The organism is Fibrella aestuarina BUZ 2 (assembly GCF_000331105.1).
Classification (GTDB): domain Bacteria; phylum Bacteroidota; class Bacteroidia; order Cytophagales; family Spirosomataceae; genus Fibrella; species Fibrella aestuarina.
The window spans coordinates 841,720-856,329 of sequence record NC_020054.1 but is presented as its reverse complement, the minus strand read 5'-3'; the positions used below and the strand labels follow the sequence as shown (position 1 = coordinate 856,329).

Here is a 14,610-nt window from a genome sequence, read left to right as displayed (position 1 = left end):
CTGACGATCAACTCATGCAAGAAGCCCTTCACGACGCGGCCAAATTCAAGTTCTGGAAGAGCCAGCTCGAAACCAACGGCCTGAAAATCAACAAAATCGACGAACATTTTATCCGCCGACGTACCAATGGCGAGGTGCTGTTTGCCATGCTCACCGTCGATGCCGACACGCCCGAAGGCGATAAAATCCCGCCGGTCTGTTTTCTGAAGGGCCATGCTGCTTCGGTGCTTGTCTGCCTGATCGACGAACAAACCGGCGATAAGTTTGTGGTATTGGTGCGGCAGCGGCGCATCTCCGATGGCTCGCATACCTACGAACACCCGGCCGGCATGGTCGACACCGACGATGACCCCACCGACACCGCTGCCCGCGAGGTAGGCGAGGAAATTGGTCTCACCCTCCAGCCCGACGAGTTGACCAAGCTGAACCCGACGCTTTGGTTTCCCAGCACCGGCACCAGCGACGAAGCCATGCATTTTTATTTCGTCGAGAAAACGATGCCCCGGGAGCAGATTATGTCGTTCCACCTGAAGAAAATCGACAGCGACTCTGAGTACGAGCGGATCACCTCGGTGGTGGCCACGCTGCCCGAAGCCCACAAGCTCGTCACGAACGTAAACGGGCTGCTGATTCAGTTCCTGTATCTACACCACGTGGGTGATTACGACACGATGCGGAAGTTCTGATTGCAATCGATTGCATAAAAGTAGAACACCACTTACTTTTGCTGAGTAAGTCGCACCTAAGCCCGGCTTTGCTTTTTATTTATCATGGCTCAAATCAATCTGACACTCGGCGACAAGGCCTATTTCCCGTTCGTCGAGAAACCCATCGCCTACGAAGGACGCGACTCGGATAACCCGCTGGCGTTCAAATTCTACAACCCCGCACAGACCATCATGGGCATGCCCATGAAAGACCTGTTCCGCTTTGCGGTGGCCTACTGGCACACCTTCTGCGGCACCGGGGCCGATCCCTTTGGGCCGGGCGTGAAGCACTTCCCCTGGGATGCCGGGAAAGACCCACTGGGCGCCGCTTTCCAGAAAGCCGACGCCGCCTTCGAGTTTATTACGAAGATGGGCATCGAATACTACTGCTTCCACGACGTCGACGTAGCGCCCGAAGGCGACTCGAACCACGATTTTGAAAGCAATTTCCGTAAGGTTGTCGATTATCTGAAGCAGAAGCAGCAGGCGAGCGGCGTTAACCTGCTCTGGGGCACGGCCAATCTCTTCTCGCACGAGCGGTACATGAACGGCGCAAGCACCAACCCCGATTTCCACGTGCTGGCGCATGGTGCCTGGCAGGTAAAAAACGCCATCGACGCCACCATCGAACTCGGTGGCCGTGGCTACACCTTCTGGGGTGGCCGCGAAGGCTACATGTCGCTGCTCAACACCAACATGAAGCGCGAGCAGGAGCACCTGGGCCGCTTCCTGCAGGTGAGCCGCGATTATGCCCGCAAGCAGGGTTTCAAAGGCGCGTTCTACATCGAGCCCAAGCCGATGGAGCCGACTAAGCACCAGTATGATTTCGACGCGGCTACGGTCGTGGGCTTCCTGAACAAATACGGGTTGCAGGACGATTTTGAGCTAAACCTCGAAACCAACCACGCTACCCTGGCCAATCATACCTTTGCGCACGAGTTGCAGGTAGCAGTCGACAACAACATGCTCGGCAGCATCGACGCCAACCGGGGTGACTACCAGAACGGCTGGGATACCGACCAATTCCCCGTCGACGTGTATGAACTGACCGAAGCCATGCTCGTGATTCTGGAAGCGGGTGGCTTCAAATCGGGTGGGGTGAACTTCGACGCCAAAACGCGCCGGAACTCAACCGATCTGGACGATATCTTCATCGCCCATATCGGCGGGATGGATACCTTCGCCCGGGCCGCTATTGCCGCCGAAGCCATCCTGACCAAGTCGAAATACAAGCAACTCCGTACTGATCGCTACGCCAGCTACGACAGCGGGGCCGGTGCCGACTTCGAAGCGGGTAAACTGACCCTCGAAGACCTCCGCCAGTATGCCATCGACAACGGCGAAGCCAAGCAGGTCAGCGGTAAGCAGGAACTCTACGAGATGATCGTGAACCAGTACATTTAATGTATGATGTATAGTGTATAATGAATAATGGGCTGGCGCGTCTTACTCTTGCGCCAGCCCATTATTCATTATACACTATACATTAATCCTAGCAGTTAACGCAAGGGGTTGTAAGTCACGAAATTCCCGTTCGTTAGCCTGAATACGGGCTTTCCTTCTGTGTCGAAGGCCGTGAAGGTCAGTTTACCCGAAACCTTGTTACCAGTACTAGAGCCATACTGGTCAATGATTTCCAGCGTTCCCGAAACGCGGTAAGCCCGCCAGTCTCTCGGTAAATAGGAGTCGAGCGAAGCGGGGGCTGTCTCCCCTAAAAATTCGTTAAACGATACTTTCAACGGAGTTGCCGCTTCGGATGAAATGTCATACACGCCCTTCTTGAGGGGTTTGAGGCCTACACTGTTTTCGAGTCGAATTTCATATCCGTCGGTTGATATAAGCGTATGCCGGTAATAAGTGGGCGTTGGATACGGAGGTTGGTATAAATTGTTGGTTTCCTCACTATTGAGCCGCTGTTGGAAGAAGGAAGTTTGCCTGCCAACTCGCTCAAGACTAGCCGAGAAGGTGTCGGAAGAGCTGTTGCCACAGTCAGTTTGGCTGATGGACAGTCTGTCAACAACGGCCTTCAACGTAATCGGCTGTAACGTTCTGGTGTTTAGCAACGTCACGTCCAGGTCCAACGAGAGTTCGTTGTCGGTCGTGTTGTAAACGAAATTGCTGATGTTGGCCGACCGCATCGGCGCGAACGTCGACGTACGGAATTCACCAGCATCGCCATCAAGTTTGGCATATAGCAGTTGGCCGTTTTTCGACAAATGAAACTCTACCGAATACGGAAAGTCTTTGACTGCAAACTCTGCACTTTTTCGGTACATATTAAAGCTGAAAAAGATCGAGTTACAGTTTTCGTTTGCCGACTCGCGGTTCAGTATGTTGTACTGCGTGCCATCAACGGTAAACCGGGCAACTGGCCGTGGCGCTATCTCGGGTTGCCCTTTTCGGGAACAACTCAAGAGCCCCACGACAAAAAGCAGTGTCAATATCGATGATTTCATAACAGCGTGTTAAACGATCGGAAACATAGGATATGTGAGCAACACTAGTTATGAAATTAATCGAACGGGCACAAAAAAAGTCACCTAGGCCGCCGCTTAGAGGCTATTCCCACGCAGGTAGTCGCCAATCGGCATGCGGCGTTTTCCTTCGGCTTGCAATTCAGTGATGTTGAGCCAGCCGTCGGCGGCTTTCACGAGCAGGTTTGTTTTCCCGTCGGTATGGGCCTGTCCGGGGGAAGCATCGAACGGACTTTCATCGGGCCGGTCCGCCGGTGCGGGCGTTCCGCTGGCTATCTCAGCGGCGTAAATCTTGTAAAACCGTTCGTTAATCGTCGTCCAGGCGGTCGGGTACGGCGAAAGACCCCGGATGAAGTTGCGCAGTTCGTTAACCGGCCGATTCCAGTCGATTTCAGTATTCTCGCGGTTGAGTTTGGGCGCACTTTTTTCGTCTCGCGGCTCGGGCTGTGGCGTTCGTGGGTACGTGCCGGCCTCAATCGCCTGCACTGTTCGCAGCACCAGCGCCGCGCCGCGTACCATCAGCCGGTCGTGCAACGTACCCGCGTTGTCGTCGGGGTAAATCGGCTCCGTTTCCTGGAAGATCATCTGCCCAGTGTCGATTTCTTTTTCGATGAAAAAAGTAGTGACGCCGGTTTCGGTTTCGCCCCGGATAATGGCCCAGTTGATGGGGGCTGCCCCCCGGTAATCGGGCAGCTTCGATCCGTGCAGGTTGAACGTACCCACAGACGGCATGCTCCAGACCACTTCGGGCAACATCCGAAAGGCCACAACTACTTGCAGGTCAGCCCGGTAGCTGGCCAATTCAGCCAGAAAAGCCGGATCGCGCAGTTTTTCGGGCTGCAAGACGGGCAGCTCCGCGGCCAGGGCTGCTTTCTTCACCGGTGAGGGTGTTAGTTGCTGCCCCCGCCCCGACGGCCGGTCGGGTGCTGTAATGACGGCGACCACGTTGCAACCGCCCTCCAGCAGAGCTTGCAGACTGGCCACCGCAAAATCGGGGGTGCCCATAAACACAAGGCGTAATTTCTCGTTCATTATTCGTAAATCGTACGTCTATTGACAAACGGCTGACCAACTTCGTACATTTGTTGATACGCTGTCTACTTCCAATGCGACAACAATACACAGTTCTCTCCACCGAATCGGGTACATACGCACGTACCAGTTGGGTTTTCTGACAAGGCTGCAAAACAAATGAAATTGCTTGCAGAACGGTCGGTGGACCGTTCTTTTTTTATCCCCCTGGGGAAAGACATTACTGCATTATGGCTAAGATTAACTATTACACAGAGGAGGGCCTAAACCGCCTTAAAGCAGAGCTTAATGACCTGAAAACCAAGGGCCGGGCGGCCATTGCACACGCGATTGCCGAAGCTCGCGACAAAGGCGATCTGAGCGAAAACGCTGAATATGACGCCGCCAAAGACGCGCAGGGGCTGCATGAACTGAAAATCTCGAAATTAGAAGAAGTCCTCGCCAACGCCCGCCTGCTCGACGAATCGTCTATCGACGCCTCGCAGGTATCGGTTTTGTCGAAAGTGAAGATAAAGAATAAGAAAACGGGGGCCGAGGTAACGTATACCCTCGTTTCGGAAGAAGAGGCCGACCTCAAACTGGGTCGTATCTCAGTGGGTTCCCCCATCGGCAAAGGCCTGTTGGGTAAGAAGGTCGGCGACACCGCCGAGATCACCATTCCCGCTGGTAAAATCGATTTCGAAATCATCGATATCAGCCGGTGAACCCATTGGGTCAACGTTCAAAGAGCTTTGTCAACGGACACTTGGGTGTTATGGCGACGCTCTTTGAACATTGATCCTTGGGCTATGAACACTTATCGTTCGTATACCACAAAATCGAACGCGGCTTCGTGGCGTCCGTCGGCGGGGTGATGGTGGCGACTCACTTCGCGCCATTGCGCTTTGTCAAACTGCGGAAACTGCGTATCGCCGTCGTAGGTACGTTGGATTTCGGTCAGGTAAATACGGGTGGCCAACGGCAGGGCCGCTTTATAGATTTCGCCGCCCCCAATCACAAAGATTTCGGGTGTTCGGGTTTCATCCCCCTGTTCTTCAATTACTTTGGCTGTCTCAATCGCCTCGTCGAGGGTGTGCACCACGGTGGCCCCATCGGGTTTGAATGCCGTATTGCGCGTCACGATAATATTGGCCCGCTTGGGCAGCGGCTTACCCAGCGCCTCAAACGATTTGCGCCCCATAATGATAGCGTGACCCAACGTATGGCGCTTGAAATAGGCAAAATCGTCGGGCAGGTGCCAGGGAAGATCGGGTTTGCCAGTGGCATCATCGCGCCCGATCACGCGGTTCTGGGCCATGGCCGCAATTAAGCTAATGTGCATACAGTTCGTTTAGCCGTTTTCAGTTCAGGTGTTTTGGGCGGAAAGGCACAAAGGTACAGCCGCCGGAGATTTGACCGCTACGGTAGGCGCGACAGCGCAAGACGGTCTACCCCGGCAGCAACCAACGCGTCGAGTTCGGCTTCTGAAGCGCCATCGGCTACAATGCAGACACCCAGCGAACGAGGCACCGCCGCCCGAAAGGCCAGCGCCTTATCGAGCGAGAACGAGGGCGGCACTAAGCCTGGCAGCGGCATGCCCGTGCTATTCTTCAGCCCATCCACGCCCGCATCAGCCGCCGTCTTGATCATACTGAGCAGTTGCTCGTCGGTGAGCAGGGCCTGTTCCAGCACCACCGTCAGCGGCACTTCCTGCGCGTGGGCGGCGGCGGCCAGCTTCACCAGCTCGATCTTCAGCCAGACCGACGTGGGCGACAGCAGGGCCGACGTATTCAGCACCACATCGATGGAATTGGCGCCGTCGGCCAGCGCCAGCTCCAGTTCCTGCTGCTTCACCTCGGTGCGCTGGTAGCCAAACGGGTAGCCAATGGCCGCTGTCAGGGTGGCGGGGTGTGAATCGCCCAGTTCACGTCGGTGTTTTTTCACCCAGAACGGCGCCACCACCAGCCCCAGCAGTCCCAGCTGATTCACCTCATCGAGGGCGTCGTACTGCTCGTTAATCGTAACGTTGGGGTAGAGCAACGTGCGTTCGATGTAGGGAAAAAGATGATTCATGGAAACTTAGTTTATTGTTTCTAGTTTGTCGTTTGACGATGGTTAGCCGCGGCTAACGGCCGCCGTACTGGCTAACTACCAACGACAAACGTCAAACTACAAACCTTTTTTTGTTGCTTTGTACGCACTACAAGCTAACCACTACCAACTATGCGTTTCTTCACGTACCTACTTGTATTTGTCTTATTGGTGCTCGGCGTTTTGTTTTTGCTGACTGGCTGGAGCTATTCGGATGGCGAACGGGCCGGCACTGTTTCCAAATTCAGCCGCCGGGGCTACCTGTTCAAAACCTACGAAGGTGTCCTGAACGTGGGCGGGTTCTCAGGTGAAACTGGTTCACTGACGCCACAGTTTTTCGATTTCTCGGTGAAAGACGATGCTGTCGCCCAGAAAATCACGGAAGCCGTTAAAACCGGGCAGCGCGTGACGCTCCATTACGAAGAGAAAATTCTGCGCCTTCCCTGGAACGGCGAAACCAAGTATTACATCACCGACGTGGAGTTTGTGGGCCAAACGCCTTACGGCCAACAGCCCTTCGGCGGGCAGCAGCAGGTCCATCCGCAACCCGGCACGCAACAGCCAGCCCAACCCACACCGGCCCCAGAATCGCAATCGGTAACCGCCGATTCGGTCCTGTAACTGACCAACATCAGGTAATTACCTGCGAAGCGCCGTTCGGAATACACGAACGGCGCTTTTTGTTTCGGTGTACCTTTGGGGCTATGCTGACGATACTCGACAAAACGTTTGTCCCTTTTATTGATCGTGATACGCTTCAGAGCCGCATTGCCGAGCTGGCCGAGCAAATCAACCGCGACTATGCCAACCGCCGACCGCTGATTGTGGGCGTACTGAACGGGGCCGTGCTGTTTACCGCCGACCTGCTCAAGAACCTCACCATCGACTGCGAGATCACGTTTATCCGGGTGGCGTCGTACGATAAGACCCATTCGACGGGACAGATCAAGCAGATCCTAGGGCTATCGGAAGTAATCACCGGCCGCGACCTGATCGTGATCGAAGACATCGTTGATACCGGACTGACCATGCAGGAAGTGCTGCGTCAACTCAACGAGAAAGAACCGGCGTCCATCGCCATCGCCACGCTGCTGTTCAAGCCCGCCGCCCTGCAAACGCCGCTCGACCTGACCTACGTCGGGTTCGAGATCGACAACCAGTTTGTGGTGGGCTACGGCCTCGACTACGACGGGCTAGGCCGGAATACGCAGGCCATTTTTGTACTGGAACAACCGTAACGGCGCACGCCCCTGCCCTGCTATCGTTGCGGATTTACGGATGAATTCACGTCACTACCCCCTTCTTATTCTGGCCCTGGGCGCGTTTTTCTACCTGCCTTTTCTGGGCCGCGTTCACCTGTTCGACTGGGACGAGATCAACTTTGCCGAATCGGCGCGGGAGATGCTCGTAACGGGCAACTTCGCCCGTGTGCAGATTAACTTTGAGCCGTTCTGGGAAAAACCACCGCTGTTTTTCTGGCTTCAGGCAACGGCCATGTCCTGGCTGGGCGTGGGCGAATATGCCGCCCGGCTGCCCAATGCCCTCATCGGCATCGCCACGCTGCTGACGTTCTACCGCGTGGGAACGTACCTGCACGGCCCGCGCTTCGGGTTGTTATGGGCAGTGGGATACCTGGGCGCGCTCACCCCGCACCTGTACTTCAAAACGGGCATCATCGACCCCACGTTCAACCTCTTCATTTTCCTGGGCGTCTGGTATACGTACCTGGCCGCCCAACGCCACGACAAACCGAAAGCGGGCCAACTCGCCGCCCTGGCGGGCCTCTTTGTTGGGCTGGCCATCCTGACCAAAGGGCCAGTGGGCGCTCTGCTGGCGGGCCTCACGTTCGGCATCGTGTGGGCGCTGGCGCGGTTCAGGCCGCTGCTCCGGTTTGGGCACGCACTGCTGGCCGTGGGCATCGCACTGGGCATTGCCTCGTTGTGGTTTGGGCTCGAAATTATCCAGAATGGCCCCTGGTTTTTGCAGGAGTTTATCGAGTACCAGATTCGGCTCTTCTCCACGCCCGACGCCGGCCACGGGCAGCCGTTCTACTACCATTTCGTGGTGGTGCTGGTGGGCTGTTTTCCGCTGTCGATTTTCGCCATCCGCTACCTCACCGCCTCAACCGACCCGCGCGACTTCCGGCTCTGGATGGTGGTGCTTTTCTGGGTGGTGATGATCCTGTTTTCGATCGTCAAAACCAAAATCGTGCATTATTCGAGCATGGCCTGGTTCCCGGTCTCGTACCTGGCCGCCCGGCACATCGCCGACCTGCTGGCGGGCCGCGTGGCCTGGAACCGCTGGTTAACCGCCGGGCTATTGCTGATTGGTGGCCTGCTCGGATTGCTGCTGACGGCCCTGCCCGTGGTGGGTCGGTTCAAAGCCATGCTGATACCATACATCAACGACCCCTTTGCGGTAGCCAACCTGCAAGCCAACGTAACCTGGGGCGGCTGGGAATGGATTATCGGGCTGGCGTATCTGGCGGTGCTGCTCACAGCCATTATCCGGCTGGGGCACTTTGTCCGGGCCCGGCGCAACAACGTACCTGAGAACAGCCTCCCCGGCCCCATCTGGGCCCTGTTTGGCGCTACGGCCGTTTGCCTGTGGTTGTATCTGGCGCTGATCGTTCCCAAAATTGAAGAGTACGTGCAGGGAGCCGTTGTGCGCTTTTACACCGAGCGGCAGGGGCAGGACGTTTATGCCGAACCAATCGGCTACAAAAGCTACGCGCAGCTGTTTTACTTCCGCAAGCAGCCCCCTGTAAACCCCAAAACGCGCCAGTCGGACTACCTCCTCAACGGTCCGGTCGATAAGCCAACGTACCTGATTACCAAGATCACCGTGGCCGATCAGTACCGCGCTAATCCCAACCTGCGACTGATCCGCGAAGAAAACGGATATGTCCTCTTTGAGCGGAAGTAGGCCGTTGAAGCCCTTTCCGGTTTGGGTGAGCAGCGCCGTGGGGAAAGCTCGTGGCGATTTGTTATCTTTAACCACCTTAGCCGATAGGTGGTTGAGGACACATGCCTTCGATCTAAATGTCCCTTACTTCCGCTAAGGATTCCTCTTTTCCCTTACAGGCTCTACCCAAAACGCCCACCGGCATAGTCGGGCTGGACGAAATAACCGGAGGTGGCTTACCCAAAGGACGGCCCACCCTCATCTGCGGGAGTGCTGGCTGCGGCAAAACCCTCTTTTCGATGGAATTTCTGGTGCGCGGTGCACTGGAGTTCGACGAGCCGGGCGTTTTTATGGCGTTCGAAGAAAAAGCCGACGAGCTCGCGGTCAACGTGGCTTCGCTGGGGTTTAACCTCCAGCAGCTTCAAAACGACAAGCGCATCAAGCTCGACTACGTGCGCATCGAACGCAGCGAGATCGAAGAAACCGGCGAGTATGATCTCGACGGGCTCTTTATCCGGCTTGGCTACGCCATTGACAGCATCGGCGCCAAACGTGTGGTGCTCGACACCATCGAAAACCTGTTTTCGGGCCTCACCAATCAGGGCATTCTGCGGGCGGAGTTACGCCGTCTGTTTGAATGGCTGAAAGAAAAGCAGGTGACGGCCATCATCACCGGCGAGCGCGGCGCAGGTACGTTGACCCGGCACGGCCTGGAAGAATATGTCTCCGACTGCGTGATTTTGCTCGATCACCGGGTCGACAATCAGATTTCGACCCGCCTGCTCCGCATCGTCAAATACCGGGGCTCGGTACACGGCACCAACGAATACCCTTTCCTGATCGACAAAGACGGCATTTCGGTGCTGCCCGTTACGTCGCTTACCCTCGATCATGCCGTATCTACCGACCGGGTTTCGTCGGGGATCAGTTCGCTCGATCGGATGCTCGATGGCAAAGGCTATTTCCGGGGCAGCAGCATCCTGGTTTCGGGCACGGCCGGTACGGGCAAAACCAGCATTGCGGGCAGCTTCGCCAACGAAACCTGCCTACGCGGCGAACGTTGCATCTTCTTCGCCTTTGAAGAGTCGCCGCAGCAGATCATCCGCAACATGGGCTCAATTGGGCTCAACTTACAGGCTCACATCGACTCCGGGCTGCTGACCTTCCACGCCTCGCGCCCCACGCTCAACGGCCTTGAAATGCACCTGACGGTCATCCACAAGCTGATCAGAACCCTTCAGCCCCGGGTCGTCATTCTGGACCCGATCACGAACCTCATCACGGTGGGGTCGATGAGCGAGGTAAAATCGATGCTGATCCGGCTCATCGACTTCTTGCAGGCACAGCAGATTACGGTGCTCTTCACGGCCCTGACCCGCAACACCGTCGTTGAGGAACAGACCGACGAAGGCGTCGCGTCGCTGGTGGATACGTGGCTCCTGGTGCGCGACATCGAATCGAACGGCGAACGCAATCGGGGCCTCTACGTGATGAAGGCGCGGGGCATGAAACACTCCAACCAGGTGCGCGAGTTTGTCATTACCGATCATGGCGTGGACCTGGTCGATGTGTACCTCGGCCCCGAGGGCGTCCTGACTGGTTCGGCGCGCGAAGCCCAGCAACTACAGGAATATACCGGCGAGGCCCTGCGCGACCACGCGGTTACCCGAAAAGACCGGGAAATTGAACGCAAAAAGCTGGTCCTCGAATCAAAGATTGCCAGCCTGCGCGAAGAGTTCGAATCGGTTCAGGACGAACTAAATAAAACCTACATCGAGGACGAGCTTCGGAAAGAAATTTTGCAGAAGAACCGAGAGCAGCTTACCCGCAACCGCCATAAAGACGAGTAAACAGGGGCGCCAACCCGCTAGTTACTCGATCGGGGGTCAGCTTGCGCATCTCTGCACTTTCACCATAGCACACACGTCCAAGGGAATGAATACGAATACAAATGAGCAGGATACCATCTGGGAATTGCGGCTCTACATTGCTGGTAACACACCAAAATCCGTGGCGGCGCTGGCCAACCTCAAGCGATACTGCGAAAACAACCTGAAGGATAATTATGTCATCGAAGTAATCGACCTGCTGATTCACCCTCAGTTGGCCGAAGGTGATCAGATTCTGGCCGTGCCGACGCTGGTTAAAAAAGTGCCCGAACCGATTCGGAAAATCATCGGCGATCTGTCGAATGAAGAAAAAGTACTGGTTGGGCTGAACATTCGCCCGGCAACGTCTTAACATGAATACCCTCGACCCAACCGATGAACCCACCCCTGAAAACGGCGACGCGCCCTATCAGCTCAGCCTATTTGTAACGGGGGCTTCGGTCAACTCGGTGCGGGCCATTACCAACCTTAAACAGCTTTGCGAGACGTACCTGCCCGGGCGTTACGCACTGGAGGTTATCGACGTGCATCAGCAGCGCGACATAGCCGAACGGCACCAGATCATTGCCTTACCGCTGCTGATCAAACGCTTACCCCTGCCCGAGCGGCGGCTGATCGGTGATATGTCGAATACCGAAAAGGTGCTCCAGGGATTAGGCCTAGCTGCCCCTTTTGCATGAACGCAACCCTGACTTACGACGAGCTTCTGGCTGAGAACGAACGGCTGCGCGAGCAGTTGGAAGAAGCCACCGAGACGATCCACGCCATCCGTACGGGTCAGGTCGATGCGTTGGTCGTAACGGGCGACGACGGGCACGAGCTTTACACCCTGAAAACGGCCGATCAGACCTACCGGGTTTTTATCGAAACCATGAACGAAGGGGCCGTCACGCTGAGCGCCGGTGGCCTGATCGTGTACGGCAACTCCATGTTTGCCTCGATGGTGGGGCTTCCCCTGTCGCAGGTGATCGGTCTCCCGTTCGACAGCTTTGTGGCTTCTGAGAGTGCCTCTGCCTATCAGCAGCTCGTCGAGATGGGCTGGGCCGACAAACACCGCGTCGAGATGACGCTTTGCGACCATACCGATCACGCCATTCCCTGTTTGCTGTCGGTAACGGCCCTCGACCTCGACGAAGGCCCGTCGTTAAGCGTTATTATCACCGACCTGACGAGCCAGAAAGAAACCCAGCAACTGCTCTCGCTCAACAACGATCAGCTAAAACGGGCCAACCGCGCGCTGGAAATCAGCAATAACGCACTCAACCTGTCGAATGATAACCTCCAGCAGTTTGCCTACGTGGCCAGCCACGATTTGCAGGAGCCCCTTCGCAAAATCAGGTCGTTTGGTGAGCTACTGAAGGCCGACTACGGGGCTAGTCTGGGCCATGAAGGCCACGACCTGATCACACGCATGAACGCCGCCGCCGCCCGCATGACGCTGCTGATCAAAGATTTGCTCGATTATTCGCGGCTGACGACGCAGCAGGTACCGTTTAGGCCCGTCCCGCTCGATGCGCTGCTGACCGATGTGCTCGATGACCTCTCGGTAGCCGTGTCGGAATGGGGAGCCAAGATCGAATGCACCGACTTACCCGTGGTACAGGGCGATAAAGTACAGCTTCGGCAGCTATTCCAGAATTTGCTGAGTAACGCCTTGAAATTCCATCGTACCGACGTTCCGCCGCATATTCAGCTTACCGCCCGCCGCGTGTCGATGGCCGAGTTACCCGCTTCGGTGCAGCATACGATTCCGCCCAGCCCAGTACCCGATCAGGTCTTCCACGAGATCAGCGTGACCGACAATGGCATTGGGTTCGACGAGAAGTACCTCGACCGTATTTTTCAGGTCTTTCAACGACTACACGGCCGCCGGAATTATCCCGGCAGCGGCGTTGGGCTGGCTATATGTCGCAAAGTTGCTAACAACCATCGGGGTGAACTCACGGCCGAAAGCAAGCCTGGTCTGGGGTCAACCTTCAAGCTCTACCTACCGGCTTAGGGTCGCGGCATCGTCCGTACCCAATAAACCATCTGCTTGTCCGTATCGGTGGTTTCGCCAATATCGGGCCAGCTAAAGGTGCTTTGGAGGCGGTCTTCCCGATGGTAACCCCGGCTAAGCCAGAACGCATCGAGTGGCTTGTAACCCGCCGGGCGGAGCGGATGGTCGGCGGGGCGTTGTACGGCACAGAAGCACGTGGTTGGGTACGTGCCGAAGCTGGCCGCGTGCGCCTCTCGTTCATCGAAAAAACGATGCCCTAAACCCATACCCCGGTAGCGAGGCAGCAAAATGCTTTCCCCGAAATAAAAGACCTGGTCAAGGGCGTAGTGGGCTTTCCGAAAAGGTGCCTGCACCTCGGGCGTTTCGTCGAGCAGCGGCAGGCAGGTAGTAGCCCCCACCAGCTCATCACCATCGAAAACGGCAAACAGCAGCGAACGCGCTGAGCGGGCGTAGGTTTCCAGGTACGTTGTTTCGTACGCAATCGAGCCTTCGTAGAGGTACGGAAAGTCACGAAAGACCGTGATCCGCAGCCGCGCCAACGGCTCGAACACCGCCCGAAAACCGGCACCCGTATAACGCCGAAAGGTCAGATCAGCCATGGGGAAAGGAGAATGAATAATGGATAGTGTAGAATGACGGGCGTCGCTAACGAAGCGTTGTCAGGCTAGCGGAGCCATTCTACAGTATCCATTATTCATCCGTTTTAAGCCACCAGCGATTCCCAAAGGGGGAGGTTGTAATACGTGGTAACGCGGGTAATCTTGCCATCGGTCACGTCGAGAAACGAACCGGCAGGCAGTTGGTAGGTCTGGCCGTGGGCTTCGGGCAGATCACCATCGGTTTTCTTATACACCCCGTTGACGACAAACTCACAGGCTACGCGCGAAGGCGCCGCCGGACTCGTCAGAATCACCAGGTCAGTAAGGGTTTCGTCGTAGCAGTCGTCCATATGCTGAAGAAACTGCGTAAAGAGGTCTTTACCGGTACGCGACGAGCCCTGATTGCTGTCATGCCGAACGTCGTCGCTCAGCAGCGCCAGCATAGCCGACCAGTCTTTCCGGTTAAACGCGGCATAATACGCCGCTACGGTATCGTGTGAAGTCATAGAAATATTCCACCGTTCAACGGGCATACAGTGACCATTGGACGGTGGACTTAATTTATTTCACCTCTACGTCGTAAATCTGAACGCGGTTCCAGAGGTGTTTGCAGCTATCCACAAACGCCAGATGGATCGGGTGTTCCTGGTAGATGTCGTGCGTCGCTTCATCGGCGAAGGTCAGCAGCAACGCAAAGTCATAGCTGTGGTCGATAACGGGCCGACGGGTTGCCGCTGCCGTTCCAATTTGTGCGGCCTGAATGGCCTCCACGCCCCGCAATGACTCGAGGCCCGCTTTCAGAGCGGCCCGGTCCTCGTCGGATTCGGGGCGGGCCAGCCAGAAGTAAACAGAATGAATGAACATGAGATGAAACGTGATGAGCAATAAAATGAGGAGGGGTAAGTGGTGAGCGATAAGGTAGTTGACACCTAAGCG

Annotated in this window: 17 protein-coding genes; 10 read left to right on the top strand and 7 right to left on the bottom strand. The window is 56.2% G+C overall.

The annotated features are described in order from the left end of the window. Positions 1–14 precede the first annotated feature (14 nt). Both FAES_RS03400 and xylA read left to right on the top strand, forming a co-directional pair. The gene (locus FAES_RS03400; RefSeq protein ID WP_015329794.1) at positions 15–686 is read left to right on the top strand and encodes an NUDIX hydrolase; all 672 of its coding nucleotides are present in this window, start codon (positions 15–17) and stop codon (positions 684–686) included. A gap of 84 nt (positions 687–770) precedes the next feature. Further along, positions 771–2,111, top strand: a complete 1,341-nt coding sequence (gene xylA, locus FAES_RS03395) for a xylose isomerase (protein WP_015329793.1) — start codon at positions 771–773, stop codon at positions 2,109–2,111. Between the two features lie 95 nt (positions 2,112–2,206). Here the strand turns inward: xylA and FAES_RS03390 are convergent, their stop codons facing one another. Both FAES_RS03390 and fmt read right to left on the bottom strand, forming a co-directional pair. Further along, the gene (locus tag FAES_RS03390; RefSeq protein WP_015329792.1) at positions 2,207–3,163 is read right to left on the bottom strand and encodes a hypothetical protein; all 957 of its coding nucleotides are present in this window, start codon (positions 3,161–3,163) and stop codon (positions 2,207–2,209) included. 96 nt (positions 3,164–3,259) lie between these two features. Further along, positions 3,260–4,213 carry a methionyl-tRNA formyltransferase gene (fmt, locus tag FAES_RS03385; protein WP_015329791.1) on the bottom strand — a complete coding sequence of 318 codons (954 nt, stop codon included), beginning with the start codon at positions 4,211–4,213 and terminating at the stop codon, positions 3,260–3,262. Positions 4,214–4,443: 230 nt separating this feature from the next. On the opposite strand from fmt, the gene greA reads away from it, so the two are divergent. Further along, on the top strand, positions 4,444–4,917 hold the full coding sequence (gene greA / locus FAES_RS03380) for a transcription elongation factor GreA (RefSeq protein WP_015329790.1): 474 nt from the start codon (positions 4,444–4,446) through the stop codon (positions 4,915–4,917). 92 nt (positions 4,918–5,009) lie between these two features. On the opposite strand, the gene FAES_RS03375 is transcribed toward greA, so the two are convergent. Then, on the bottom strand, positions 5,010–5,534 hold the full coding sequence (locus FAES_RS03375) for a dihydrofolate reductase (RefSeq protein WP_015329789.1): 525 nt from the start codon (positions 5,532–5,534) through the stop codon (positions 5,010–5,012). A 77-nt stretch (positions 5,535–5,611) separates the two neighbouring features. Continuing rightward, positions 5,612–6,265 carry a deoxyribose-phosphate aldolase/phospho-2-dehydro-3-deoxyheptonate aldolase gene (locus FAES_RS03370; protein WP_015329788.1) on the bottom strand — a complete coding sequence of 218 codons (654 nt, stop codon included), beginning with the start codon at positions 6,263–6,265 and terminating at the stop codon, positions 5,612–5,614. Between the two features lie 150 nt (positions 6,266–6,415). Between FAES_RS03370 and FAES_RS03365 the strand changes: the two genes are divergently transcribed. The 7 genes from FAES_RS03365 to FAES_RS03335 all read left to right on the top strand — a co-directional run bounded on the left by FAES_RS03365 (position 6,416) and on the right by FAES_RS03335 (position 13,075). Further along, on the top strand, positions 6,416–6,904 hold the full coding sequence (locus tag FAES_RS03365) for a DUF8785 domain-containing protein (RefSeq protein WP_015329787.1): 489 nt from the start codon (positions 6,416–6,418) through the stop codon (positions 6,902–6,904). Between the two features lie 83 nt (positions 6,905–6,987). Beyond that, positions 6,988–7,521 carry a hypoxanthine phosphoribosyltransferase gene (gene hpt / locus FAES_RS03360; protein ID WP_015329786.1) on the top strand — a complete coding sequence of 178 codons (534 nt, stop codon included), beginning with the start codon at positions 6,988–6,990 and terminating at the stop codon, positions 7,519–7,521. Between the two features lie 40 nt (positions 7,522–7,561). Continuing rightward, positions 7,562–9,208, top strand: coding sequence for an ArnT family glycosyltransferase (locus FAES_RS03355; protein WP_015329785.1), 1,647 nt, complete (start codon positions 7,562–7,564; stop codon positions 9,206–9,208). Between the two features lie 116 nt (positions 9,209–9,324). Then, the gene (gene kaiC / locus FAES_RS03350; protein ID WP_015329784.1) at positions 9,325–11,037 is read left to right on the top strand and encodes a circadian clock protein KaiC; all 1,713 of its coding nucleotides are present in this window, start codon (positions 9,325–9,327) and stop codon (positions 11,035–11,037) included. Between the two features lie 85 nt (positions 11,038–11,122). After that, entirely contained in the window at positions 11,123–11,428 is a 306-nt protein-coding gene (locus tag FAES_RS03345; protein WP_015329783.1) for a circadian clock KaiB family protein, read from the top strand. Between the two features lies 1 nt (position 11,429). Continuing rightward, positions 11,430–11,756, top strand: a complete 327-nt coding sequence (locus tag FAES_RS03340; RefSeq protein ID WP_015329782.1) for a circadian clock KaiB family protein — start codon at positions 11,430–11,432, stop codon at positions 11,754–11,756. Continuing rightward, positions 11,753–13,075, top strand: coding sequence for a sensor histidine kinase (locus tag FAES_RS03335; RefSeq protein ID WP_015329781.1), 1,323 nt, complete (start codon positions 11,753–11,755; stop codon positions 13,073–13,075). Before FAES_RS03340 ends, FAES_RS03335 begins: the two co-directional genes overlap by 4 nt. Here the strand turns inward: FAES_RS03335 and FAES_RS03330 are convergent. The 3 genes from FAES_RS03330 to FAES_RS03320 all read right to left on the bottom strand — a co-directional run bounded on the left by FAES_RS03330 (position 13,072) and on the right by FAES_RS03320 (position 14,538). Then, positions 13,072–13,674, bottom strand: coding sequence for a GNAT family N-acetyltransferase (locus FAES_RS03330; protein WP_015329780.1), 603 nt, complete (start codon positions 13,672–13,674; stop codon positions 13,072–13,074). The two genes, FAES_RS03335 and FAES_RS03330, sit on opposite strands and share 4 nt — an antisense overlap. 104 nt (positions 13,675–13,778) lie before the next feature. Next, a complete protein-coding gene (locus FAES_RS03325) occupies positions 13,779–14,180 on the bottom strand; it encodes a ketosteroid isomerase-related protein (RefSeq protein ID WP_015329779.1) in 402 nt (133 codons plus the stop codon). 55 nt (positions 14,181–14,235) lie between these two features. After that, positions 14,236–14,538 (bottom strand): Dabb family protein, encoded by a 303-nt coding sequence (locus FAES_RS03320; protein ID WP_015329778.1) that lies wholly within the window; start codon positions 14,536–14,538, stop codon positions 14,236–14,238. Positions 14,539–14,610: the final 72 nt, after the last annotated feature.